The sequence below is a fragment of the Bacteroides sp. MSK.20.82 genome, assembly GCF_019052485.1.
In the GTDB taxonomy this organism is placed as follows: Bacteria; Bacteroidota; Bacteroidia; order Bacteroidales; family Bacteroidaceae; genus Bacteroides; species Bacteroides thetaiotaomicron.
Map to the genome: position 1 here is coordinate 60,159 of NZ_JAHQUN010000022.1, position 25,498 is coordinate 85,656.

Consider the following 25,498-nt stretch of genomic DNA (forward strand, 5'->3'; position numbering starts at 1 on the left):
ATTCATTCATTCTCAACGACTTCTGTTTTCAAGTCAATCACTTCCTGCGCTCCTTCACACTCCGCTTTTGAAGAGAGATAAAAAGATAATTGTACATCACCATTTTTATCTACATGCTCAATAGTGGCATGAACCAGCACCTTAGTCTTTGTCACGCCATCTTTGAAGCGCAACTGCCCTTTTTCTTCGTCTGTCAGATTTCCTTCGGTAGTGACTTCTGTCTTTTCATAACGGAGCTCAGTCTTCATCTCTTCCCCATTCTGAAGCTGGAAAGATTTCAGTTCGGCTCCATTGCCGTCCAAGATCAAAAACGCATCCACCTTATCTCCCACTTTCAAAGCAGGCATTTCACTCATCCGGTTTGCATAGTCTTCGCGGATGGTTTCTCCATCGCCTTGATCTACTTTCACATATAGCTTTTCTATCGTGATAACAGGGCTTTCTCCGCTATCCGAACAAGCACCCAGAAACAATGGCAGCAGAAACAATACTTTCTTTTTCATGCTATTGACTAGTTTTATCATGCTACAAAAATACATATTATCTTCTAAACGACAAATTATCATACGATTTATCATCCAAAACACAACCAGCAACTATCTCCTCCATTCTGTTATATCTCTCATTTTTTATGACTATCTTTGCTTCGTATATCTCTTTTTATCCCAAGAATAAATGAATTCTAAATAAAAGAACAATGGAAAAATTAGTAAGAAGACCGAATGCAGTGATATTGTTTATCAGCTTGTCACTACTGATGATGTTAACCACCGGTTGTCAGGAAATCAAACTCAAAGCAGGCATCGAGGCTGCCAACAAACAATGTCCGATAGACATGGGAGAGACCGGAAAAATCACCAGCATCGTCTATGATGGAGAGAACGTAGTGTATACCTTTTATCTGAACGAAGAGGCTGCCAACATCAAGACTCTGCAGAAAAATCCGGAAAGCATGAAGACTTCCCTGAAAATCATGTTCCAGAATCCGAATAAAGAAGTAAAGTCATTGCTGGACCTTGTTGTAAAATGTAAAGCGGGCCTGCAAATGATATATATAGGTAAAGATTCGGGAGAGCAGGTAGTCTGCGAACTGACAACAGATGAAATTAAGGAAATTCTCAATAAGGATGTCGACACCACCGAAAGCGACCTGGCTAAACTGGAAACGCAGGTACAGATGGCAAACTTACAGTTCCCGATACAGGCAAGTGAGGACGTTCTGATCGAGAAAATCGAACTCAGCGATGAAGCAGTGATTTATATCTGTCGTGTTGACGAAGATCTGTGTGATATGAACCAGATTAAAGCAAATGCCGCAGAGGTGAAACAAGGTATTATCGAAACATTAGGCAATCAGACCGATCTTGCTACCCAACTGTTTATCAAAAGTTGTGTGAATTGTGACAGAAATATAGTCTACAGATATATCGGCAAACAATCGGAAGCTCAGCATGATGTAGTGATCACCGTGCCTGAACTGAAAGATATGCTGAAAAAAGAATAAATATCAAACAGATTCCATCTAACCCAATTATGAGAAAGAAACTGAAAGCCGTCCTGTTCGATATGGACGGCGTGCTCTTTAACTCCATGCCCTATCACTCCGAAGCATGGCATCAAGTCATGAAAACTCACGGCCTTGATCTGAGCCGGGAAGAAGCATATATGCACGAAGGACGCACGGGGGCATCGACTATCAATATCGTATTTCAACGTGAATTAGGAAAAGAGGCCACACAAGAGGAAATAGAAAGTATATATCACGAAAAAAGTATCCTGTTCAATTCTTATCCGGAAGCAGAACGTATGCCCGGCGCATGGGAACTTTTGCAGAAAGTAAAGAGTGAAGGGCTGACTCCTATGGTAGTCACTGGTTCGGGACAGCTTTCTTTGTTGGAACGTCTGGAACACAATTTTCCGGGAATGTTTCATAAAGAGCTAATGGTGACCGCTTTTGACGTGAAATATGGCAAACCTAATCCAGAACCTTATCTGATGGCATTAAGAAAAGGAGGGTTCAAAGCTGACGAAGCAATCGTTATCGAAAATGCCCCATTGGGCGTGGAAGCAGGACATAAAGCCGGAATTTTCACAATCGCGGTCAATACCGGTCCGTTGGACGGACAGGTGTTGCTGGATGCCGGAGCCGATCTGCTGTTTCCTTCTATGCAGGCACTCTGCGATAGCTGGGATACAATCATGTTATAAACCTATAAATACCGATTCTACTATGCAAAAGTTATTATCCTTACCTCCCAACTTAATTGACAGTTTTCATCAACTGGAAGAAGTGAATCATACTGACTGGTTTTGTACATCAGACCCTGTAGGCAGCAAGTTAGGCTCCGGAGGAGGAACGACCTGGCTGTTGCAGGCCTGCCATCAGGCTTTTGCACCGGAAGAGACTTTCAGCAAATGGATTGGAAACGAAAAAAAGATTTTGCTGCATGCGGGAGGACAAAGCCGCCGCTTGCCCGGCTATGCTCCTTCGGGCAAAATACTGACTCCCATACCGGTTTTCAGTTGGGAGAGAGGACAAAAGCTGGGACAGAATCTGCTGTCGCTGCAACTTCCGCTATACGAAAGAATCATGAAGCAGGCTCCGAAAGGCTTGAACACGCTGATAGCCAGCGGAGACGTATATATCCGTTCGGAAAAACCGCTGCAAAACATTCCGGAAGTAGATGTCGTATGTTATGGTTTATGGGTGAATCCTTCACTGGCTACTCACCACGGAGTATTCGTATCGGACCGCAAGAAGCCGGAAGTGCTCGACTTCATGTTGCAGAAACCTTCTTTAGAGGAATTGGAAGGATTATCAAAGACCCATCTTTTCCTGATGGATATCGGTATATGGATATTAAGTGACCGTGCCGTTGAGGTATTGATGAAACGGTCATTAAAAGAAGGCACGAATGATATCAGCTACTACGATTTATATTCGGATTATGGCCTGGCACTGGGAGAGCATCCCCAAACGACAGACGACGAAGTAAACAAACTTTCGGTAGCAATCCTGCCTTTACCCGGCGGAGAGTTTTATCATTTCGGAACGAGTCGGGAACTGATTTCTTCCACACTCGCCATACAGGATAAAGTGCGTGACCAAAGGCGTATCATGCACCGGAAAGTAAAACCGAATCCTGCCATCTTTATACAAAACTCGTTTACCCAAGTGAAGTTATCTGCAGAGAACGCCAATTTATGGATTGAGAACAGCCACGTAGGAGAAGGATGGAAATTAGGTTCACGACAGATTATTACAGGAGTTCCCGAAAACCATTGGAATATAAACCTGCCGGACGGAGTCTGCATCGACATCGTTCCTATGGGAGACGCAGCCTTTGTCGCACGGCCTTATGGGCTGGATGATGTTTTCAAAGGTGATTTAAGAAATGACTCGACCACCTACTTGGGGAACTCTTTCACACAGTGGATGAAGGAAAGAGAGATTGGGCTGGAAGACATAAAAGGACGTACAGATGATCTGCAAGCTGCTCCTGTTTTCCCCGTAACGACTTCCATCGAAGAACTGGGTATTTTAATACGCTGGATGACAGCTGAGCCACAACTAAAACAAGGAAAAGAGTTATGGCTGAGAGCTGAAAAACTATCCGCTGACGAGATATCGGCACAAGCGAACCTGGAACGTCTTTACGCACAGCGCAGCGCTTTCCGCAGGGATAACTGGAAAGGATTGTCCGCCAATTATGAGAAGAGTGTATTCTATCAGCTTGACTTGCAAGACGCAGCCAATGAATTTGTCCGGCTCAATCTGGATGTTCCCGCTGTCTTGAAAGAGGATGCCGCACCCATGGTGCGTATACATAACCGTATGCTTCGGGCACGTATCCTGAAGCTGCAAGGCAATGAAGGCTGCAAAGGAGAAGAACAAGCTGCGTTCCAGCTACTCCGTGACGGATTACTGGAAGCCGTTGCCGGAAAAAAGAACTATCCGAAGCTCAATGTTTATTCGGATCAGATCGTATGGGGACGTAGTCCGGTGCGCATTGACGTTGCAGGAGGATGGACAGATACACCTCCTTACTCTCTCTATTCGGGAGGAAGTGTAGTCAATCTGGCGATTGAGTTGAATGGGCAGCCGCCGTTACAAGTATACGTCAAACCATGTCACGAGTTCCATATCGTACTTCGTTCCATTGATATGGGAGCTGTGGAGGTTATCCGAAGTTATGAGGAATTGCAGGATTACAAGAAAGTCGGTTCGCCTTTCTCCATACCGAAGGCAGCACTTACCTTGGCAGGATTTGCCCCATTATTTGCGGCGGAATCTCATGCGTCATTGGAAGAACATCTAAAAGCGTTCGGTTCAGGACTGGAAATCACTTTACTGGCTGCCATTCCGGCAGGTTCGGGACTAGGTACCAGTTCTATCCTTGCATCTACCGTACTCGGAGCTATCAATGATTTTTGCGGACTGGCATGGGATAGGAACGACATCTGCAATTATACACTGGTATTGGAACAATTACTTACCACCGGCGGCGGATGGCAGGATCAATACGGCGGCGTATTCCCCGGCGTAAAACTGTTGCAATCCGAATCCGGCTTCGAACAACATCCATTAGTACGGTGGTTACCCGACCAGCTCTTTGTGCAGCCGGAATATCGGGATTGCCATCTGCTTTATTATACCGGAATCACCCGTACAGCCAAAGGCATCTTAGCTGAAATTGTCAGTTCCATGTTCCTTAACTCCGGAAAGCATCTTAGTTTATTAGCAGAGATGAAAGCCCATGCGATGGATATGAGCGAAGCTATCCTGCGAGGTAATTTCGAAACTTTCGGCAATCTTGTCGGCAAAAGCTGGATACAAAACCAAGCATTGGACAGTGGCACGAATCCACCGGCAGTAGCAGCTATTATCGAACAGATTAAAGATTATACGCTAGGATATAAATTGCCCGGTGCAGGAGGTGGCGGTTACTTATATATGGTGGCTAAAGATCCGCAAGCGGCCGGATGCATCCGTCGGATATTGACCGAACAGGCTCCTAATCCGCGTGCACGCTTTGTTGAAATGACGCTTTCCGATAAAGGATTACAGGTATCGAGAAGCTAAGAAAAAAGTTATATAAGAACAAAAATCCCTTGATAACCACTGATTATCAAGGGATTTTTATGTGACCCCGGTGCGATTCAAACGCACGACCTTCAGAACCGGAATCTGACGCTCTATTCACTAAGCTACGGGGCCATTTCCTAAATGCGATGACAAAAGTATAAAAAATCTTCTCATCTTCCTAATGATTCATCTTTTTTTATAGTTCTTAAGTCAGTATCGCCCCTTAACATTCTGTTATTTTGAAATGCTTTAGAGCATATACTTTATCAATTTGACAATCTTTTAGAGATTATCCAATACAGATATCAATATTATTCCTATCTTTGCCGACAATTAACAATCAACAATCCTATGAGTTACTTGATAAAACCAAAGAACTATAAACCGTTACTCGACTTAAAACAAACAGAGTTGGGAATCAAACAAATAAAAGAGTTCTTCCAGTTAAACTTGTCATCCGAATTACGCCTCAGACGCGTGACAGCCCCTCTTTTCGTATTGAAAGGGATGGGTATCAATGACGATTTGAATGGTATAGAACGTCCCGTTTCATTCCCTATCAAGGATTTAGGTGACGCACAAGCAGAAGTCGTTCATTCATTAGCCAAATGGAAAAGATTAACTCTCGCCGATTACAATATCGAACCGGGATACGGTATCTATACCGACATGAACGCCATCCGTTCTGATGAAGAACTCGGAAACCTCCATTCGCTCTATGTAGACCAATGGGACTGGGAACGTGTCATCACCAACGAGGACAGAAACGTAGAATTCCTGAAAGAGATCGTAAATCGTATCTACGCTGCCATGATCCGTACAGAATACATGGTATATGAAATGTATCCGCAGATCAAACCTTGTCTGCCCCAGAAATTACATTTTATCCATTCGGAAGAACTACGCCAACTCTATCCGAACCTGGAACCCAAATGCCGCGAGCATGCCATCTGCCAAAAATACGGTGCCGTATTTATCATCGGTATCGGTTGCAAGCTAAGCGACGGCAAAAAACATGACGGACGTGCACCGGACTATGATGACTACACATCCACCGGCCTGAACAACCTGCCCGGACTGAACGGTGACCTTTTACTTTGGGATGATGTACTGCAACGCTCCATCGAACTATCCTCTATGGGTGTTCGTGTAGACAGAGAAGCGCTACAACGCCAGCTCAAAGAAGAAAACGAAGAAGAGAGACTGAAACTTTATTTCCACAAACGATTAATGGACGACACACTTCCACTATCTATCGGTGGCGGTATCGGTCAATCCCGTTTGTGTATGTTCTACCTTCGCAAAGCTCATATCGGAGAAATACAAGCCAGCATCTGGCCGGAAGATATGCGCAAAGAATGTGAGGAACTTGATATACACCTTATATAATTGCTATGAACGTACAAATAGAAGAAAGCTGGAAAACACACTTACAGCCGGAATTTGAAAAAGATTACTTTCGCACACTGACGGAATTCGTAAAAAGTGAATACAGCCAGTATCAGATTTTCCCTCCGGGAAAACTTATTTTCAACGCCTTCAACCTCTGTCCTTTCGACAAGGTGAAGGTAGTAATCATCGGACAAGACCCGTACCACGGACCGGGCCAGGCACACGGGCTCTGTTTCTCTGTAAACGACGGAGTACCTTTCCCTCCTTCTTTGGTCAACATCTTTAAAGAAATAAAGGCAGACATAGGTACAGACGCTCCTACTACCGGAAACCTGACTCGCTGGGCTGAGCAAGGAGTATTATTGCTCAACGCCACTCTGACTGTACGCGCTCATCAGGCAGGCTCTCATCAGAATCGTGGATGGGAAGCTTTTACAGATGCCGCTATCCGCGCACTGGCAGAAGAACGGGAACATCTTGTATTTATCCTGTGGGGAGCTTATGCTCAACGAAAAGGAGCTTTCATCGACCGCAACAAGCATCTGGTACTTAGCTCTGCCCATCCCTCTCCCCTTTCTGCCTACAATGGTTTCTTCGGAAACAAACACTTCAGCCGTGCAAACGATTATCTGAAAGCAAACGGAGAAACGGAAATAATATGGTAAGAAGTTGAGAATTGAAAATGGAAAGTTGAGAGTCGGCTGCACAATAAATGATGACGCTGCATAGTAACTCTCAACTCTCCATTCATCTTATTATTGCTAGATATTGTTATATATCTGTCTACACTTTTCTATTCTTAAATATCCGCATTAGCTTACCTTACACAACACTAAGTCTATTTAATCTTAAAAAAATATTTCTCATACATAAAGCTAGCCAATAGATCAATCCTATAAAACAAGATTAAATCCAAACACCATATAATATTATCAGTATTTATTTCACTACTACAAAATATACAATGAACTATTGTTCATAAATTCTATAGAATTGAAAATCATTAATTTAAGTTCAGTTCTTTTTCCATAAATAATTCTACCTTTGCTTTGTACTCATGAGACAAAAAATTATCAACCTTTAAACCAAAAGTAAAATGAAACGAACAAATTTATTTTTCGGTTTGGCATTTGCATTATTCTGCTCATTGCCAATGTATGCACAAACAGTATCTGAAGATGTAGATATCAACACTACATCAGAATCTGCAACTCCCAGATTTGTCAACATGTTCATTAATGATAATGGTGCCATTTATCCCATTTACGTACCCAATTTATCTGAAAACACAAAGATTCAGGAAGTTTGGAATGAAGCCTCTGCTATCTTGGGCACAAGGTATTTTGATCTTTACTATAATGGTCAAAAGTTGAGCTTAGACAAGAGTTTCGCTGATTATTGGATCACAGGTAATATTTCTGTTTACCTTGAAGTTAGAAGGCGTTAAGTTAACAATTACTTTTCTTACAGAGAGAGTGTGTTGTCCGGAGCACACTCTTTTAAACAAATACTTTTTCTTAGTCTATTTCTCTCTCTTGCCTAAATAAATTATATATACTATATTGATCAAACACATGCATTTTCATTTCTTCATCGCCAAAATCTGTATTTAATAGACTTTTATCTATTTCGTATCTGAATTCAAATCACAAAATACAAAATTAAGTGATTATATATAAATGATAAATATATTCTTAGATAAATATTCATCATTCATAAACTTAAGTTCATCAACACCTCTATATTTGCATTTTTTATTACTAATACATATTAAACGCATAGCATTTTCCATTACATTTATAACAAAAAGCCTACCATAACTCATAATAAAACGAATAATATGCATAGTAAAAATGATTTCAACATTGAAAATTACATAAAAGCTCTATCCACATACATACCAGCGTCCTCCATGGTCAAACTAAAAAAAGCATATAAAGCCTTCACTTTTACAAAACACCCTAAATCAACTATTCTTGAAAACAGACAACTGAATGATTCATTTTGCATCCTTATATGTGGGACCATAAGACATTACACAATAGATAGTAACACAGCAGAAGAACAAACATTACGATTCACCCTCTCAGGCAATTTACTGTGTCAATATGGAACCGCTACAGAAGCAACAGAATATTTAAGCTGCCTATCTGAATGTACCATTTTATCTGTCTCAAATACAATTTTAGCAGAGATAGGAGAAGAAACAAATTTGAGAATATACTGTCAAAATATTATAAAAGAAAACTTAGAGTTAGAAGTGGCTCTATTAAGAATGCCACCAGAAAAGCGATATATAAAACTATGCAAACAATATCAAAACATATTTCTGACGGTCCCATTAAAATACATTGCGTCATTTTTAGGAATCACTCCCCAAGCTTTATGCAGAATTAGAAAGCGTTTACTAATAACACCCTAATACCACTGAATATTACTTTGCGTCTGACTTCTCTGCTCATATTTCAAGTCTTGAAGAATACTTGCATTAGCACGAATCGTAACATTATAGTATTTCCAACGTCCAAATGGTGAAAGACTGGCAGACAAGTTAAAGCAGTGCAAATCACGAGAAATCGTACAGGAAGTCTGCGTTATTTCCTTCGCTTGGAAATCGTAACCCGAATTGAACGAAAGCGACCAGTTATTGGAAATCTTCACATTACCATTCATATTGATATTGTGAGTATAAGTAAACGGATATCTCATCGAATAGCGATTAATAGGCTTAGTCCTATCTTCACGAATATTAAATGAATAACTGAAACTTAAAGACCAAGGCATCTTGAATACTTGATAACCATCCGGGTCGGCTTGCGCCTTCTCTACTTTCTTGGTCGTAGTTCCATCTTCCGTACCTTCAGAATCTTCTCCGTCTCCATCTTCTGACTCCTTCTTGTCTTTATCCTTCTCGTCTTCCTTCGGACCGAACCACTTTTTCCAGGTATCGTTATTAAAGGTATAGTTAAAAGAAGAACCATACCCCTGAAAACGTCCGAAACGTCCATACGACCATTCAGTTCGATTACCTTCGACCACATTACCACTTTTATCAAACGTATAAGCGTAAGTAGCAAATGATGCATTCATATTGAAAGTATAATTCTTTGTCAGTTTCAGTCGAAGATTCATACTCAAGGGGCTCCATGGCTTTTCCTTTGCAGCCATATTATATGACATATTCACACTCAAATCATCAATCAAGCTGACTTTCTTTAATGTATCCTTCTTAGCATCATAATATTTCATCTCCAGATTATTAGCAATCGAGAAACTAACCGTTCTCGAACCCTCACGTGAAGGGACTCCAAAAGGCTGTCCCGTATAGGGTGAATAATACTGAGTATTTCCGTTATTATCCGTATACTCTTCCCAGTATTTACTAAATGCAGGAGCACCACTGATACCAACCTGCGGAGTGACAACGTGGCGAATCTGTATCTCTTTCTTCTTCATGAAAAGAGGTTTGTACATACCATACAGTTTAGTACTTAAAGACAAACTGGCTGAATAGTTGGAAACACGATAAAAGCCATTAATAGTATCATTCAGATTCTGTTCCAAACGCCCTGTTTCCTCATTATACGTCTGATTTATCTTGCGGGTGTACCAACGCTCCGTATAATTCACCGAAGGATTGACCTGCAAATACTTGAACAGTGTAAAAGTAGCACTGACAGGAATATTATGGTTCATCGCATTTTCCCATCCGCTGATGCCGGTCTTGAACAGACGGTCGTCTTTAGTACGGATACTGTTCGTCAGACGTCCTGTATAGCTGACAGAAATCTTCTCATACCAACGCTCGGCTCCGGCAGCCTTCTTCCGCTTGAAGGGAAACAGACGGCTCAATGTAATATTAAGGTCAGGAAGCGTTACTGCAATGGATGAGTCACGCATGGTCTGCGCAATATTGGTCGTTCCAGACAAGGTCAGACCGATATCGGGGAAACTACGGGAGTAACTGATACTTGATGTCTTTGTATTCTGAGTCAACAACTGGGAGTTATAAAGGTTGTTGATGTTAGATCGTTCGTAACTACTGGTAGAGAAGTTCACACTGGCGGAGAAAGTACTGTTCGGACTTGCCTTGGCATCCTGACGGTGGTTCCACACTACCTTGAAGTCTTTGGCAACCGTATAATCCGGCATTCCTTTGTCTCCGGTCTTGGTCACCTGATAATCCGCCTGCAATGTACCGGAGTATTTGTACCTCTTATTATAATTGGTCAATCCGGAAAGCCGCCATGAACCTTTCGTGAATATATCTCCTGTCAGCTTCAAGTCCATGATGTCACTCATAGCAAAGTAATATCCGCCTTCCGCCAGACCGAAACCACGGCTTGAATCATCCATATACGTCGGCATAATGAAACCCGAAGAATAGCTGCTGGAGAAAGGGAAGAAGAAAAACGGCACAGCCAGCGGCAGGGGAACATCTTCCACCACAAGATAGGCAGGTCCTGTCACTACATTCTTCTTGGGGCGCACTTTGGCTCTTGTCAACTGCATATAGAAGTGAGGATGGTCATGATGATCACAAGTCGTGTAGCGACCGTGCTCCATAAAGATTTCATCATTTGCTCCTTTCTTGGCTCTGCTACCGGTCACATAACCTTCACCCTGTTGAGTGATAATATCGGTGATTCCCGCTTTTTTGCTCTTGAAGTTATAGCTGATTGTTTCTGTATCGTATGCAGTTTCACCTTCTTTAAAGACAGGTTTACCTTTGATCGTTCCCGTCGTGTCTTTAATACCATAGGCGTGTACTGTACTACTGTCCAGATTCATGGAAATCACTTCCGCTGCCAGCTCAATGTTCTGATAGTTGACTTTGCCGCTACCATAAAGCGTAGCGGCACCTCCCAATGTAAAAGTGGTGGAGTCGTTAGATTCATAAATAACCGGTGCATCGAGCGGTTGTTTCTTTGTCGGTGCTACAGAGTCAACGCGTACCACAACTGTATCCGCCCCTAACGAATCTTTCCTGTTAAGGGAATCCGTTTGTGCAGTGTTGGAGGCAATCATCCCTCTTCTTCGACGCTGAGACGTAGCCTCATCAGGAAGCATCAGCAAGACAATCAGCAATATGAATGATATAATTATTTTTGCTCTCAATGGCGCCATTAACTAATAGTTTTACGCTTGAAGTGGCAAAAGTACACAATCTTCATCAATAATGCGTGAGAATCTCCGTTATTTAATTATTTTTTAGTGCTATAAAAACAAAGAGCACCACCCATCAAAGCGGTTTAGACCTTCTTCACCATATTTTGCAATGCTTTTCCGGGCTTTTTCTACTGTCTTTTCTTCGTCAAGATGAGTTTTAGAAAAGAATTTATCGGCAAAACAGATTATTTGCTCTTCCAGAGTGACGGGCACCATCTCACGATGAGGAACAGGAAGCTGGCGTTCTATGATTTCTTCCAGTGTCAGTCCGGCTCCGGTGTGACGTTCGCAAACCAGTGCATGGCGTTCAAAACCTTCTTTTCGTAAAAGGTCTGCACCCAGATAGCCGTGCGCGATGTAGGGATGCTCTCCGAAACATTGGATGGTGGGAGCATCGGTCATAAAGATTCCTATATCGTGCAGAAGCGCGGCTTCTCTGACAAAGCTGCGGTTGATAGGTAAGTTAGGATGTGCATCTACAATCTTCAAAGCTTTTTGGGCTACAGAAAGGCTATGTATTAGTAGAATGTGTCGTTGTTCCGTATCCTGCGGATAAAATTTGTCGATGATTTCTATTGGATTCATACTTTTTCACTAGTTATTACTTGTTCCCTTACTGATAAATGATATTTTTGTGCAATATTACAAAAATTTACTGATATGCAAGCCAGAAGTTCCCTCATTCTTTTCTCTCTGTTCATAATACTGTGTTCTACATACGCCAGTGGAAAAGTAATTACGGGTGCCGAGCGTATGGATCAATACCTGCCGTTAATCAAAGGAAAGCGGGTAGGAATGGTGGTAAACCACACTTCCATCGTCGGCACAGAGCCAATTCATCTGCTGGATACTTTATTAAAACAAAAAATCGATATAGTGAAAGTCTTTGCACCGGAACACGGTTTCCGCGGCAACGCGGATGCCGGTGAAACAGTAAAAGACGGAAAAGACAGCCGTACGGGAGTAACCATCGTCTCGCTCTACGGAGATAATAAAAAACCGACTGCCGCCCAACTGAAAGATATCGATGTAATCTTGTTCGACATCCAGGATGTGGGCGCACGTTTCTATACATATATCAGTACGATGTATTATGTAATGGAAGCTTGTGCGGAAAACAAAAAAGAGATGATTATACTGGACCGCCCCAATCCATGCGATTACGTAGAGGGACCTGTATTAAAAGCCGGATATAAAAGTTTTGTCGGAATGCTGCCTTTGCCGGTTCTTCACGGTTGTACTATCGGAGAGCTGGCGCAGATGATCAATGGAGAAGGATGGATGACTACCCAGGCAAAGACTTGTCCGCTGACTGTGATTCCCGTAAAAGGGTGGAAACACGGACAGCCCTATGTACTTCCCGTGAAACCATCTCCCAACTTGCCCAATGCACAATCCATCCGCCTTTATGCCTCACTTTGCCCTTTTGAAGCAACACGTGTCAGTGTGGGACGCGGAACGACCTTTCCTTTTCAGGTGTTAGGCGCACCTAACAAAAAGTATGGCGATTTTGCCTTCACTCCGCGCTCCCTGCCGGGATTCGACAAAAATCCGATGCACAAAGGAGTCACTTGTTATGGCGAAGATTTACGGAACGTAACAGACGTAAACGGTTTCACGCTCCGTTACTTTCTGCGTTTCTACCGTTTATCCGGCGAAGGCGCAGCATTCTTCTCCCGTCCCCGATGGTTTGACTTACTGATGGGAACGGATTCGGTACGCAAAGCGATCCTTAAAGGAGAATCGGAAGAGGAAATCCGTGACAGCTGGCAAAAGGAGTTGCAGACCTACCGTGATATGAGACAGAAGTATTTACTTTACTAAGGAACGGTTCCTCCACTTCTCAGCATTCCGTTCGAACTCTTCGGCTTTCTTTCCACTCAACCTTGCAGGCATTTCAAGTATCTCCGGAATGTCTTTTGCATTGTCAATGATTTGAGTGCCGGAAGCGTTCTTCACAATACGGACATCATCGTACAGTGAGTCATTCTCCAGATAAGCTTGCATCCGGAGCGTGTCTCCCGTCACGTCGATATGCTGGTAGAAACGGTGGTTCGTCCCGAAACGATCATACTTATCATTGAAAGATAGACGGTAACTCTTCGGGGAAGCGTGGCTTACCAGATACAACGGGGTGGTCATTTCGCCCTCATCGTTCTTATTAGTCATACGGGCATAGTTATGCTCATGTCCCTGAAGCACTAAGTCTACTCCATATTCACGGAACAGTCCGTCGAACATCCAGCGCACGGCAAGGTTGTTCGTCTTACCTTTTATAGAATATACCGGGTGATGGAGCATGACGATCTTCCATTTCTTTTTCGAAGCCTTCAGCGTTTTCTCCAGCCATTCCCGTTGAGAGAAGAGGAACCAAGGATCACGGTTACTATCCAGCGTGATGATAGTGGCATCGTTGTAATCAATAGAATATACATTATTATTTTTATACCTCGATTCGAGCAGATAAGAAAAGACATAAGCAAATCGTTTCTCCAAAACACGTACCAGTCCTTTTACATATTCATGATTTCCCGGAGAAACCAATATCGGTTTGGTGGGAGCTATGGAATCCACGCTCTGATAGGCTTCATCCCAGTAACAGTTCATCGGACGCTCTGCAAAGTCACCGGCAAACATATAGAAGTCCGCCTGCGGATAGCGATGGCGCACATTTTCCATAAAGCCACGTGTCTTTCCACGCAAAGTATCCTGCACGTCACCTATAAATACAAAGGAGAAATGATCAGTCGAATCGGGTTGCATCGTGAACGAATACCAATCGGATGAGCGATCGTCATTCCATACCCGATAAGAGTAGGAATCGCCATAAGAGAGTTCTTTAAATTTTGCCCAGTTGGCATAACCGAACCCGCCCAGTGTACGGAGAAATTTGGAAGAGCCGTCAACGAGAAGAGTATCTCCGGAACCGATCTTTGTATATTCCAGCTTTGCCTGCTTGGAAACGCCTCCGCACACCCAGCTCACATTACGGGACAGTTCGCCGTCATTTCCGAATGTCAGAAATACCCGTTGCGGGTCTTCCGTCAGCACATAGCGTATTTCAGGGATATTGTGGAACCAGACTTTCCAGCGTATCTTACAAATGACACCACCGACAATCAATATCAGGAGAACGATGCCCCAAGCTATTTTCTTCTTCGTAATCTTCATTTTTCCGATTTTAAAAACTGGTAGCAAAGATAAATATAGTGTCCCATAAATCGGAAATTATGTCCTTTTTTAACCTTTAACAAATTCACCTCTACATGAGAATTTAAATATCTAAAATTGCTGTCATCTGTCACCAAAAGCTAAATAACACACTGATTATAAGCTAATAAAGAGGTGACAGCAGGGCGTGACAGCATTGTGACAGCACATTTTGTTGTCACAATGCCGTCACGCTTTGCTGTCATATCCTGCTACTATCATATATTGCTCCTTGGAATGATAAATCAAAGAATAGCTTAGTCTAGTTGGTTTCCATGCGATGAAACTATAGTTCCAAGCTGAAGAAACCAAAGTTTCAAGCAGAGGAAACTCCAGTTTCAAGACGATGAAACTAAAGTTTCATCAAGCAAAAAACAATTTCTACAATAGGAAACTATCAGCAGTAAGGTAGCTTCAGTCTCTTGTTTTTCTCTTCTTCCACAATTGCCAGCTATTAATAATATTTTGCCACATATTAACACATCACCATACAAATCTGATTATCAGCAAATAAATCCACCTATTACTAATAGCAGGTAACAAAAAAACGAAGAAAATCGCTTAGTGGTGGGCTTCGTGTACAAAGGCAACAAAGGGAAATTACCTGCCAAAAAAGAGATAGGCTTTCGCTCTACAATAACTTTCTCAGTTCCTCAATGTCAGGCAAGGCGTTACGAAGTCGTTCCGGCATATCTTTGGATGTACGGTAAGTAGCGACTCCCATCGGCTTGTTATAATCACGAACTGCAAATTCTACAAAAGTTTGATTCATTTCTCTGCAAAGTATTATTCCGATAGAGGGATTCTCGTGCGGTTTTCTCACATATGAATCCAAAGCGGAAAGATAAGTATTCAGTTGTCCTAAATACGAACTGCGGAATTTCCCGGACTTCAATTCAACCGCCACTAAAGAATTAAGTTCCCGATTGAAAAACAACAAATCAATGAACATTTCCTCTCCAGCCACTTCAACACGATATTGATTGCCTATAAAACTGAAATCCTGCCCAAAAGTCATAATAAACTTCTTCACGTTGGCAACAATCGACTTTTCTACTATCTTTTCGTCTAAATCCTCTTCCTGCTCATCCAGTTCCTCCACATTGATGAAATCAAGCAAGTATTCATCTTTGAATGAACAAACAGCTTTTAGCGCTTGCTTAGTATCAGGCAATGTTTGTGCGAAATTGTTAGGCAAAGTTCCCCGGTGGCTGTACAGGTCTGCTTTTAAGTAATCCCTTAAAGTGTATTTACTCCAATAGCGAATAGCGCACTCATGTATATAAAATAGCCTTGCTTCCAAAGTTTTAGCTTTGGATATTATTTCGATATGATGACTAAAGCCGATTGAAAAGAAGTCTGACCAGTTAAATTCATCAGCCAGTGGCTGGCGAATTACGCTCAACAGCAATTTTTCATCTAATACCAAATCGCCAGCCAGTGGCTGGCGATTTAGAACAGGTTCCCATTCTTCATAGAAAACTCGCATATTCTTTATATTCGAAGTTGAAAATCCCCTTAGCCCCGGCAATTCTTTTTGCAACAGAGAAGATATTTGCTCTATTGCTCCTTTACCCCAAAAGCCTATACGGGAATTTTTCGACACGTAACGTCCGATGCCGTAATAAAGAGATAGCTGTTCTTTGTTCACCGATGTGGCTGCACGGTACTGGCTGCGCAGAATAGCTTCTTTTATGGTCTTTACCGCTTCTCTATAATTCTGATTTATATCCATTTGCGTTTTGTTATATGCGACAAAAGTACAAAAATAATGCTGGCGAAAAGAAAACAAAGGTGTTTTTCTCTTTTCGCCAGCATACATATTTTGCTGTTCATGGAAGGAACAATGCTCCTACAGCCGAATCATATTCTGTTGAACCATAATGATAGCTATCTATACGCTCCTCTATATAAGTAGGAAAATAGGAAAAACAAAGGAAAAGAGAGATACAAACAACAAATAACTAAATATCAATATCTTATATTCACTATTTTATCTCTTTCTTTCTCTTCTTCCACAACTGCCAGCTATTGATGATGTTCTGCCACAGGACATACGAACCGGGAGCAACAGACGATAACGGGTTCAGATAAGTATGCGCCATCCAGATAGCAAGAATCGTATTCTTCTGCCCCAGTGCCTGCCCGCCACTGATGCGGTCATTATAGACCGAGCCGATAGTCTTTCCCAAAAAGAACTGCAAGCAACAGGCAATCAAGGCACCGACCGCAATCATTATTTCCGTGAAACCATCCGCAGGATCGTTTAGTAACGAATACAGGGTCTGAGCCGTCACAATAGCCAAAGAGACCGCCCACAAATAAAAGGCGAGTTCATGATATCCCAGTAACTTCTGATGCACTTTCGGCAGGAATTTACTCAACAGCCATGCTGCAAGGAAAGGGCAGATCAACAAGGGGAACACCTTACTCAAAATAACCCAAAATGCTCCCCAAAAACTTACATCCGGATTTACCTCTATCAAAGGGAAGAGAATAGGCACCGCAATAGCAGCACCGATATTACCCAACAATGTATAAGTAGTCAGACTTGCCGCACTCCCTCCCAACTTGGAAGTAATCACCGCAGCAGCCGTAGCCGTAGGACAAATAATACATACCATCACCCCCTCCGCTACAATCTTATTGAAACGGTAAAGCAATAAATAAGCAAGGAAAGCACCCCCGATCTGAATCAGCAACAACCATGCGTGCAACGGTTTAGGCTTCAAATCATGCGGTGATACCTTACAGAAAGTCAACAGTAACATCGTAAAGATAAGATAGGGAGTCAGAAAAGAAAAGTAGATAAATATCGGATAACCGACAGCACCTACCAGCATCGCAATAGGCAACGTCCAATTCTTCAAAAACTTAAGCATCGTCGTATATTTTTTCTTGGAGATGCAAAGTAACAGAGATTTCGGGAGAAAAGCTACCATTAAACCGAAAAAAACACAAAACTTAAGTGTAAATCATGAGTTTTCTGCAAAATTCTACTACATTTGCACCGTATTTAAATATGAAACCGCATAGAACCTACATATTATATATATCAATCTGCCTCTGGCTACTTGCTTCTCCCCTATGTATCGGCAATTTATGGGGGAAAGATTTCGTAGTAGTCATCGATGCCGGACATGGCGGTCACGACCCTGGTGCCATCGGGAAAATATCCAAAGAGAAAAACATCAATCTGAACGTCGCACTGAAACTGGGAAACCTGATCAAAAAAAACTGCGATGACGTCAAAGTGATCTATACCCGCAGCAGGGATGTCTTTATCCCCCTGGACCGACGGGCAGAAATAGCCAATAACGCAAAAGCCGATCTCTTTATCTCTGTCCACACCAACGCTCTGGCAAAAAACCGCACCGCCAAAGGAGCTTCTACATGGACACTGGGTCTGGCCAAATCCGATGCCAATCTGGAAGTAGCCAAACGAGAGAACTCGGTAATCCTCTATGAAAGCGACTATCAGACCAGATACGCCGGCTTCAACCCGAACTCGGCGGAATCCTACATTATCTTCGAATTTATGCAGGATAAATACATGGAACAAAGCGTACATCTGGCATCACTTGTACAGAAGCAATTCCGCCATACCTGCAAACGGGTAGACCGCGGAGTGCATCAAGCCGGATTCCTGGTGCTGAAAGCAAGCGCCATGCCAAGTATCCTGGTAGAATTGGGCTTCATCTCAACTCCGGAAGAAGAACGCTATCTCAACTCGGAAGCCGGAGCCAACACAATGGCCAAAGGCATCTACCACGCATTCTTAAACTACAAAAGAGAACAGGAGATACGCCTGACCGGAGCCAGCAAAACAATTATCCCAACCGAAGAACCGGCAACAAGCGCTCCGGAACAAAGGGAACTGATGGCCGAAGCAAGTACAACACCCGCCACCGCCACAAAAACAGCTCCCAAACGACCTATTGTCTCAGAAAGCGCAACCAATGACAGCGAAATAACGTTTAAGATACAGATACTCACCTCCTCAAAGCCTCTTACTAAGAATGACAAACGACTGAAAGGACTGAAGGATGTGGATTATTACAAAGAAAAAGGACTGTACAAATATACGTATGGCGCTTCCAGTGATTACAATAAAGTATTACGCACCAAGCGTACCATCTCGGCACAATTCAAAGACGCATTCATCATCGCCTTCCGAAACGGCGAAAAGATGAATGTCAACGAAGCGATAGCCGAATTTAAAAAAAGAAGAAATAAATAGAAAATAAAATGAAGTACATTACAAAAGAAGTTCGAATAGGAATTGCAGGTATCGTAGCATTATGCGTGCTTGTCTATGGAATTAATTGGCTGAAAGGCATACATATGTTTCAGCCTTCAAGCTATTTCTATGCCAAGTTTCAGAATGTAAACGGACTGACCAAGTCGAGCCCTGTTTTTGCTGATGGCGTTCGTGTAGGTATTGTACGCGACATCGAATATGACTATGTAAATCCCGGAAATGTGATCGTTGAAGTCGAACTGGACACCGAACTCCGCATCCCGAAAGGAAGTAGCGCAGAACTTGTATCCGAACTGATGGGAGGCGTACGCATGAATATTCTTCTCGCCAACAACCCGCGTGAGAAATATGCCATAGGCGACACCATCCCCGGCACATTGAACAACGGAATGATGGAAAGCGTAGCGAAACTCATGCCCCAAATTGAGAGTATGTTACCGAAACTGGATTCCATCCTCACCTCACTGAACAACATCGTAGGTGACAAGAGCATCCCTTCTACGCTGCACTCTATCGAAACGACTACCGCCAATCTTGCTGTAGTCAGCTCTCAGATGAAAGGACTCATGAGTAAGGACATCCCCCAGCTGACCGGCAAGCTCAATACCATCGGAGATAATTTTGTAGCGATCAGCGGTAACTTGAAGGAAGTGGACTACAGCGCCATTTTCCAAAAAGTTGACGCAACACTCGCTAACGTAAAAATGATTACAGAGAAGTTGAACAGCAAAGATAACACTATCGGACTGCTCTTCAACGACCCTGCTTTATATAACAATCTGAACGCTACCACAGAGAATGCGGCGAGCTTACTGGAAGACCTGAAAGCACACCCCAAACGGTACGTTCATTTCTCTTTATTCGGGAAGAAAGACAAGTAGCAAATCTTTCTTATATAGATTTTATCTAAATAAGCAGGCGGTATATAAAAGGGAGTATAACCTCTGCAAAAGTCTATCTACAGACCGAAATAATATTCCCGTACAAACAAGTACGGGAAGTATAAAAGAGTAAGAATAAAACGATAAACAACTAAAATACAGATACTTATAATTTTGCAAGAGAGGGGAAACAGACAGTGTTCCAACACAATTCTATAAGTCATTGAAAGTAAACACATTATTGTTTGCCCGAGAAAAACAAGAAAAAGCTAATTTGTTTTTTCCAAATAAGATTCCCAATTTTGCAAACGTAGAAGTTTCGCTTAATTTAATAAATGTATTAAAGTCACTATGATTGAATCAAATCATGTTGTACTTTGGAACCGCTGTCTCGAAGTAATTAAAGACAATGTTCCAGAGACGACATATAATACTTGGTTTGCCCCGATTGTTCCATTAAAATATGAGGACAAAACATTGATCGTACAGATCCCGAGCCAGTTTTTCTATGAAATACTGGAAGAGAAATTCGTGGATTTGCTGCGAAAGACATTGTACAAAGCTATTGGCGAAGGCACCAAGTTAATGTATAACGTCATGGTCGACAAGACTTCGATTCCGAATCAAACCGTGAATCTCGAAGCAAGCAATCGTTCTACAGCTGTTACTCCTAAAAGCATCGTCGGTGGCAACAAGGCGCCCAGTTTCCTGAAAGCTCCTGCCGTACAGGACTTAGACCCGCACTTGAACCCGAACTATAACTTCGAGAACTTTATAGAAGGATACAGCAACAAACTTTCAAGAAGCGTAGCAGAAGCGGTTGCGCAAAATCCAGCAGGTACTGCCTTCAATCCATTGTTCCTTTACGGAGCGTCCGGAGTGGGGAAAACACACCTGGCAAACGCAATCGGTACTAAAATCAAAGAATTATATGCCGATAAAAGAGTATTGTATGTTTCGGCACATCTGTTTCAAGTGCAATATACAGACTCCGTACGTAATAACACGACCAACGACTTTATCAACTTCTACCAGACAATTGATGTATTAATCATTGATGATATTCAGGAATTTGCCGGAGTAACGAAAACTCAAAATACTTTCTTCCATATCTTCAATCATTTACATCAAAACGGAAAGCAGCTTATACTGACTTCCGACCGTGCCCCTGTATTATTGCAGGGTATGGAAGAACGTCTGTTGACCCGTTTCAAATGGGGAATGGTGGCAGAACTGGAAAAACCGACTGTCGAACTCCGCAAAAACATCCTGCGGAACAAGATACACCGCGACGGTCTGCAATTCCCACCGGAAGTGATCGACTATATCGCTGAAAATGTAAATGAGAGTGTACGAGACCTGGAAGGTATCGTCATCGCCATTATGGCACGCTCTACTATTTTCAACAAAGAAATAGACTTGGATTTAGCCCAACATATTGTACACGGCGTAGTTCACAACGAAACAAAAGCAGTTACCATTGACGATATACTGAAAGTAGTATGCAAGCACTTTGATCTGGAAGCATCGGCTATTCACACCAAATCCAGAAAAAGAGAAGTGGTTCAGGCACGTCAGATTGCAATGTACCTGGCTAAGAATTATACGGATTTCTCAACTTCAAAAATCGGTAAGTTCATCGGCAATAAGGATCATGCGACAGTGCTGCATGCTTGCAAGACTGTAAAAGGTCAGTTGGAAGTAGATAAAAGCTTTCAGGCTGAGGTACAGGAGATTGAGTCGTTGCTGAAGAAGAAAGCATAATTCAAGTAATAGGTATTAAGTAATAGGTAATATCGAAGCTGCATAAACAAGTGCAGTCCGCATAGCTATTACCTATTACTTATTACCTATTACTTATTACCTATTACTTATCATTAGAATCCTTGTTGACGAAGCACTTTCAACAAGTTCTCAGACATAAATTCATTGTCTTTCTTTGTATAACGTACATCCGTAAATACTTGTGCCAGAGTTTCTTTCTTATTTTCTTCTATAAACTGTTTATTTTCCGGCAGTGATTCTTTATACTCGTACAAGCGATCGATGTCTTCCGGAGTATAATCATGGTAAACTTCCTGATGCACGGCAGCTTCGAGAGGCAAGCGGTCCACCTGGGCCGGAGTACCGTCCGGATAGCCGACTGTGATCGTCGTAATAGGGAATACCAGTTTCGGCAGTTGAAGTGTATCGATGATCATTTGCGGGTTATAAGTAGTCGTTCCCAGATAACAGATACCCAAGCCTGCCTCTTCTGCCAATGTGCAGAAGGTTTGCGCAACCAACAAGGTATCCATAGATGCATTCATAAAAGACATTAAATTATCGTAGCCGGGAACAGCGTTTCTCTGTTCACACCACTTGCTGAAACGGCGGAAATCGGCACAAAAAGTAAGCACGACAGGTGCCCCTTTTACCATCGGCTGATTGAAATGAGCAGGAGAAAGTTTCTCTTTCATTTCTGCATCGCGAGTCACTATAACACTATAAAGTTGCATCCCTCCCATCGTAGAAGCGCGGAAAGAGGTTTCGAGCAAATCATTTAACAAATCAGGAGCAATATCTTTTTGCTGGTATTTCCGGATTGTTCTTCTGTTCTTTACGGTTTCAAACATATCTTTTTTTTGCAAAGATACAAAAAGAAATATTATTTTGCCATATCAATGAAATAATCTAATTTTCTTTTTGGAAAACTTAAAGCCATGAACAAAAAGCAAAGTTATCTGTTAATCAAAGACTTAACAATAACAAACGGAAAACTTAAAGCCTGTTGATAAAATGTTGCATTTTTATTTTGATAGATAAAAAAACATTCTTAGCTTTGCAGCCACATTTGTTACTGATAAGTAAACTTCTACACATTACTTATTAAATAATAAAATCTAAGACACATTGGATCGTGGAAAAACAAATTTATTCTTATGACGAAGCCTACGAAGAATCTTTACGATATTTTCAAGGCGACGAGCTTGCTGCAAGGGTTTGGGTAAACAAGTACGCAGTAAAGGATTCTTTCGGAAACATCTATGAAAAATCTCCGGAAGATATGCATTGGAGAATTGCCAATGAAGTAGCACGTATCGAGGCAAAGTATCCGAATGCACTGACAGCAAAGGAACTGTATGATCTGCTGGATCATTTTAAGTACATCGTTCCGCAAGGAAGCCCGATGACGGGTATCGGTAATGACTATCAGGTCGCTTCACTATCCAACTGCTTCGTAATCGGGGTAGACGGCGCAGCAGACTCTTATGGCGCTATCATCAAAATCGACGAGGAACAAGTACAGCTCATGAAAAGACGTGGAGGAGTAGGTCATGACTTGTCTCACATCCGCCCGAAAGGTTCTCCCGTTAAAAATTCGGCATTGACTTCCACTGGTCTCGTTCCGTTCATGGAACGTTATTCCAACTCTACCCGCGAAGTCGCTCAGGACGGTCGTCGTGGTGCACTGATGCTGAGTGTGTCTATCAAGCATCCGGATTCGGAAGCCTTCATCGACGCTAAAATGACGGAAGGAAAAGTTACCGGAGCCAATGTTTCCGTAAAGCTGGACGACGCTTTCATGCAGGCGGCAGTTGACGAGAAACCTTATATACAACAATATCCGATTGAATCGGCAAATCCGACTACCACTAAAGAAATAGATGCTTCCACATTATGGAAGAAGATTGTGCACAATGCATGGAAATCGGCAGAACCCGGTGTTTTATTCTGGGATACGATTATCCGTGAATCTGTGCCCGATTGCTACGCAGATTTAGGTTATAAGACTGTATCTACCAATCCATGCGGTGAAATTCCATTGTGTCCTTATGACTCTTGTCGTCTGCTGGCTATCAATCTATATTCTTATGTAGTAAATCCGTTTAAACCGGATGCCTATTTTGATTTCGAATTGTTCAAAAAACACGTTGCGCTGGCTCAACGCATCATGGACGACATCATCGACCTCGAACTGGAGAAGATCGAACGTATCATGGAAAAGATCGATCAAGACCCGGAAGGCGAAGAGGTAAAACATGCCGAACGCAACTTGTGGAACAAGATATATAAGAAGAGCGGTCAAGGTCGCCGTACAGGTGTGGGAATCACTGCGGAAGGCGATATGCTTGCTGCTTTAGGTCTGCGCTACGGAACCGAAGAAGCAACCGAATTCTCTGAAAAAGTACATAAGACAGTGGCCCTCGGTGCCTATCGTTCTTCGGTTGAAATGGCAAAAGAACGCGGTGCTTTCGAAATATACAGCAATGAGCGCGAACAGAACAATCCGTTCATTCAGCGTCTTGCCGAGGCTGATCCGGAACTGTATGCAGAAATGAAGAAATATGGCCGTCGTAATATTGCATGTCTGACGATTGCTCCTACAGGAACAACCAGTCTGATGACACAGACGACTTCCGGTATCGAACCGGTCTTCCTACCCGTTTACAAGCGCAGAAGAAAAGTAAACCCGAACGATACGAATGTACACGTTGACTTTGTTGACGAGACAGGCGACGCATTCGAAGAATATATCGTATTCCATCATAAATTCGTGACATGGATGGAAGCTAACGGATACGATCCCGCCAAGCGTTATTCGCAGGAAGAGATTGACGAGCTGGTGGCCAAGTCACCTTATTATAAAGCGACTTCCAATGACGTAGACTGGTTGATGAAAGTGAAGATGCAGGGAAGAATCCAAAAATGGGTAGACCACTCTATCAGCGTAACCATCAACCTGCCGAACGATGTAGACGAGGATCTTGTCAACCGCCTGTATGTAGAAGCATGGAAATCCGGTTGCAAAGGATGTACGGTATACCGCGACGGCTCACGTTCCGGAGTATTGATTTCAACCAAATCGGATAAGAAAGAAACTCTTCCTCCTTGCAAACCGCCTACGGTAGTAGAAACACGCCCAAGAATACTGGAAGCCGACGTGGTTCGTTTCCAGAATAACAAAGAGAAATGGGTGGCTTTTGTAGGACTGCTGGATGGACATCCTTACGAGATATTCACCGGTTTGCAGGATGACGATGAAGGTATCCTGTTGCCGAAAAGCGTAACCAGCGGACGTATTATCAAGAATATAGACGAGGATGGAACCAAGCGTTACGACTTCCAGTTCGAAAATAAACGTGGATACAAGACGACTATCGAAGGATTGTCAGAGAAGTTCAACAAGGAATACTGGAACTATGCAAAACTGATCTCCGGTGTACTCCGTTACCGGATGCCGATCGAGCAGGTTATCAAGCTGGTAGGTTCTCTGCAACTAAACAGCGAGAGCATCAACACTTGGAAGAACGGTGTAGAACGTGCATTGAAGAAATATATTCAGGACGGAACGGAAGCCAAAGGAAAGAAATGCCCGAATTGCGGTAATGAAACTTTGGTCTATCAGGAAGGCTGTCTGATCTGTACCACTTGCGGTGCTTCCAGATGCGGTTAACATGTGATGTATGTTAATTAATATATAAACAAAAGATTAAAAGGAGTCCTAATACGGCTCCT

The 25,498-nt window shown here is 42.5% G+C and carries 19 protein-coding genes and 1 tRNA gene; 12 read left to right on the top strand and 8 right to left on the bottom strand.

From position 1 onward, the window contains the following. Positions 1-2 precede the first annotated feature (2 nt). Positions 3-503 carry a DUF5035 domain-containing protein gene (locus KTR07_RS17230; protein ID WP_008766609.1) on the bottom strand — a complete coding sequence of 167 codons (501 nt, stop codon included), beginning with the start codon at positions 501-503 and terminating at the stop codon, positions 3-5. Between the two features lie 194 nt (positions 504-697). Between KTR07_RS17230 and KTR07_RS17235 the strand changes: the two genes are divergently transcribed. The 3 genes from KTR07_RS17235 to KTR07_RS17245 are packed head-to-tail and all read left to right on the top strand — an operon-like array spanning position 698 to position 5,083. Then, positions 698-1,504, top strand: coding sequence for a hypothetical protein (locus KTR07_RS17235; RefSeq protein WP_008766610.1), 807 nt, complete (start codon positions 698-700; stop codon positions 1,502-1,504). A 29-nt stretch (positions 1,505-1,533) separates the two neighbouring features. Next, positions 1,534-2,208: an HAD family hydrolase gene (locus tag KTR07_RS17240; protein WP_008759771.1), complete on the top strand. Its 675-nt coding sequence runs from the start codon at positions 1,534-1,536 to the stop codon at positions 2,206-2,208. Then, the gene (locus KTR07_RS17245) at positions 2,138-5,083 is read left to right on the top strand and encodes a bifunctional fucokinase/fucose-1-phosphate guanylyltransferase (RefSeq protein ID WP_072066181.1); all 2,946 of its coding nucleotides are present in this window, start codon (positions 2,138-2,140) and stop codon (positions 5,081-5,083) included. Before KTR07_RS17240 ends, KTR07_RS17245 begins: the two co-directional genes overlap by 71 nt. 62 nt (positions 5,084-5,145) lie before the next feature. Here the strand turns inward: KTR07_RS17245 and KTR07_RS17250 are convergent. Continuing rightward, a tRNA-Arg gene (locus tag KTR07_RS17250) sits at positions 5,146-5,218 on the bottom strand. A 219-nt stretch (positions 5,219-5,437) separates the two neighbouring features. On the opposite strand from KTR07_RS17250, the gene asnA reads away from it, so the two are divergent. The 4 genes from asnA (at position 5,438) to KTR07_RS17270 (ending at position 8,900) form a co-directional block, all read left to right on the top strand. Then, complete coding sequence (asnA, locus tag KTR07_RS17255; RefSeq protein ID WP_011108145.1) at positions 5,438-6,475, top strand: aspartate--ammonia ligase; 1,038 nt, start codon at positions 5,438-5,440, stop codon at positions 6,473-6,475. 5 nt (positions 6,476-6,480) lie between these two features. Next, complete coding sequence (ung, locus tag KTR07_RS17260; protein ID WP_008759768.1) at positions 6,481-7,143, top strand: uracil-DNA glycosylase; 663 nt, start codon at positions 6,481-6,483, stop codon at positions 7,141-7,143. 431 nt (positions 7,144-7,574) lie between these two features. Then, positions 7,575-7,925, top strand: coding sequence for a hypothetical protein (locus KTR07_RS17265; RefSeq protein WP_011108146.1), 351 nt, complete (start codon positions 7,575-7,577; stop codon positions 7,923-7,925). Between the two features lie 465 nt (positions 7,926-8,390). Beyond that, positions 8,391-8,900, top strand: a complete 510-nt coding sequence (locus KTR07_RS17270) for a Crp/Fnr family transcriptional regulator (protein WP_161800193.1) — start codon at positions 8,391-8,393, stop codon at positions 8,898-8,900. On the opposite strand, the gene KTR07_RS17275 is transcribed toward KTR07_RS17270, so the two are convergent. After that, on the bottom strand, positions 8,897-11,605 hold the full coding sequence (locus KTR07_RS17275; protein ID WP_117981368.1) for a putative LPS assembly protein LptD: 2,709 nt from the start codon (positions 11,603-11,605) through the stop codon (positions 8,897-8,899). The genes KTR07_RS17270 and KTR07_RS17275 overlap by 4 nt on opposite strands. 90 nt (positions 11,606-11,695) lie before the next feature. After that, on the bottom strand, positions 11,696-12,232 hold the full coding sequence (locus tag KTR07_RS17280; RefSeq protein ID WP_011108149.1) for an HD domain-containing protein: 537 nt from the start codon (positions 12,230-12,232) through the stop codon (positions 11,696-11,698). A gap of 75 nt (positions 12,233-12,307) precedes the next feature. Here KTR07_RS17280 and KTR07_RS17285 point away from each other — a divergent pair, with 75 nt between their 5' ends. After that, positions 12,308-13,471, top strand: coding sequence for an exo-beta-N-acetylmuramidase NamZ domain-containing protein (locus KTR07_RS17285; protein WP_008759766.1), 1,164 nt, complete (start codon positions 12,308-12,310; stop codon positions 13,469-13,471). Here KTR07_RS17285 and KTR07_RS17290 read toward each other — a convergent pair. The 3 genes from KTR07_RS17290 to KTR07_RS17300 all read right to left on the bottom strand — a co-directional run bounded on the left by KTR07_RS17290 (position 13,460) and on the right by KTR07_RS17300 (position 17,799). Beyond that, on the bottom strand, positions 13,460-14,818 hold the full coding sequence (locus KTR07_RS17290) for a metallophosphoesterase family protein (RefSeq protein ID WP_048697046.1): 1,359 nt from the start codon (positions 14,816-14,818) through the stop codon (positions 13,460-13,462). The genes KTR07_RS17285 and KTR07_RS17290 overlap by 12 nt on opposite strands. A 670-nt stretch (positions 14,819-15,488) precedes the next feature. Then, on the bottom strand, positions 15,489-16,592 hold the full coding sequence (locus KTR07_RS17295) for a YhcG family protein (RefSeq protein WP_008759764.1): 1,104 nt from the start codon (positions 16,590-16,592) through the stop codon (positions 15,489-15,491). A 253-nt stretch (positions 16,593-16,845) separates the two neighbouring features. Next, positions 16,846-17,799 (bottom strand): bile acid:sodium symporter family protein, encoded by a 954-nt coding sequence (locus KTR07_RS17300; protein ID WP_048697043.1) that lies wholly within the window; start codon positions 17,797-17,799, stop codon positions 16,846-16,848. A gap of 80 nt (positions 17,800-17,879) precedes the next feature. Between KTR07_RS17300 and KTR07_RS17305 the strand changes: the two genes are divergently transcribed. The 3 genes from KTR07_RS17305 to dnaA all read left to right on the top strand — a co-directional run bounded on the left by KTR07_RS17305 (position 17,880) and on the right by dnaA (position 21,763). Next, positions 17,880-19,097, top strand: a complete 1,218-nt coding sequence (locus KTR07_RS17305) for an N-acetylmuramoyl-L-alanine amidase (protein WP_032840465.1) — start codon at positions 17,880-17,882, stop codon at positions 19,095-19,097. Between the two features lie 8 nt (positions 19,098-19,105). Continuing rightward, positions 19,106-19,999: an MlaD family protein gene (locus KTR07_RS17310; RefSeq protein ID WP_008759761.1), complete on the top strand. Its 894-nt coding sequence runs from the start codon at positions 19,106-19,108 to the stop codon at positions 19,997-19,999. A 351-nt stretch (positions 20,000-20,350) separates the two neighbouring features. Next, entirely contained in the window at positions 20,351-21,763 is a 1,413-nt protein-coding gene (dnaA, locus tag KTR07_RS17315; protein ID WP_008759760.1) for a chromosomal replication initiator protein DnaA, read from the top strand. 113 nt (positions 21,764-21,876) lie between these two features. Here dnaA and KTR07_RS17320 read toward each other — a convergent pair whose 3' ends face one another. Further along, positions 21,877-22,614, bottom strand: a complete 738-nt coding sequence (locus tag KTR07_RS17320) for an NADPH-dependent oxidoreductase (protein WP_008763940.1) — start codon at positions 22,612-22,614, stop codon at positions 21,877-21,879. Between the two features lie 284 nt (positions 22,615-22,898). Between KTR07_RS17320 and KTR07_RS17325 the strand changes: the two genes are divergently transcribed. Continuing rightward, the gene (locus KTR07_RS17325; RefSeq protein WP_008759758.1) at positions 22,899-25,436 is read left to right on the top strand and encodes an adenosylcobalamin-dependent ribonucleoside-diphosphate reductase; all 2,538 of its coding nucleotides are present in this window, start codon (positions 22,899-22,901) and stop codon (positions 25,434-25,436) included. The last annotated feature ends 62 nt before the right edge of the window (positions 25,437-25,498 follow it).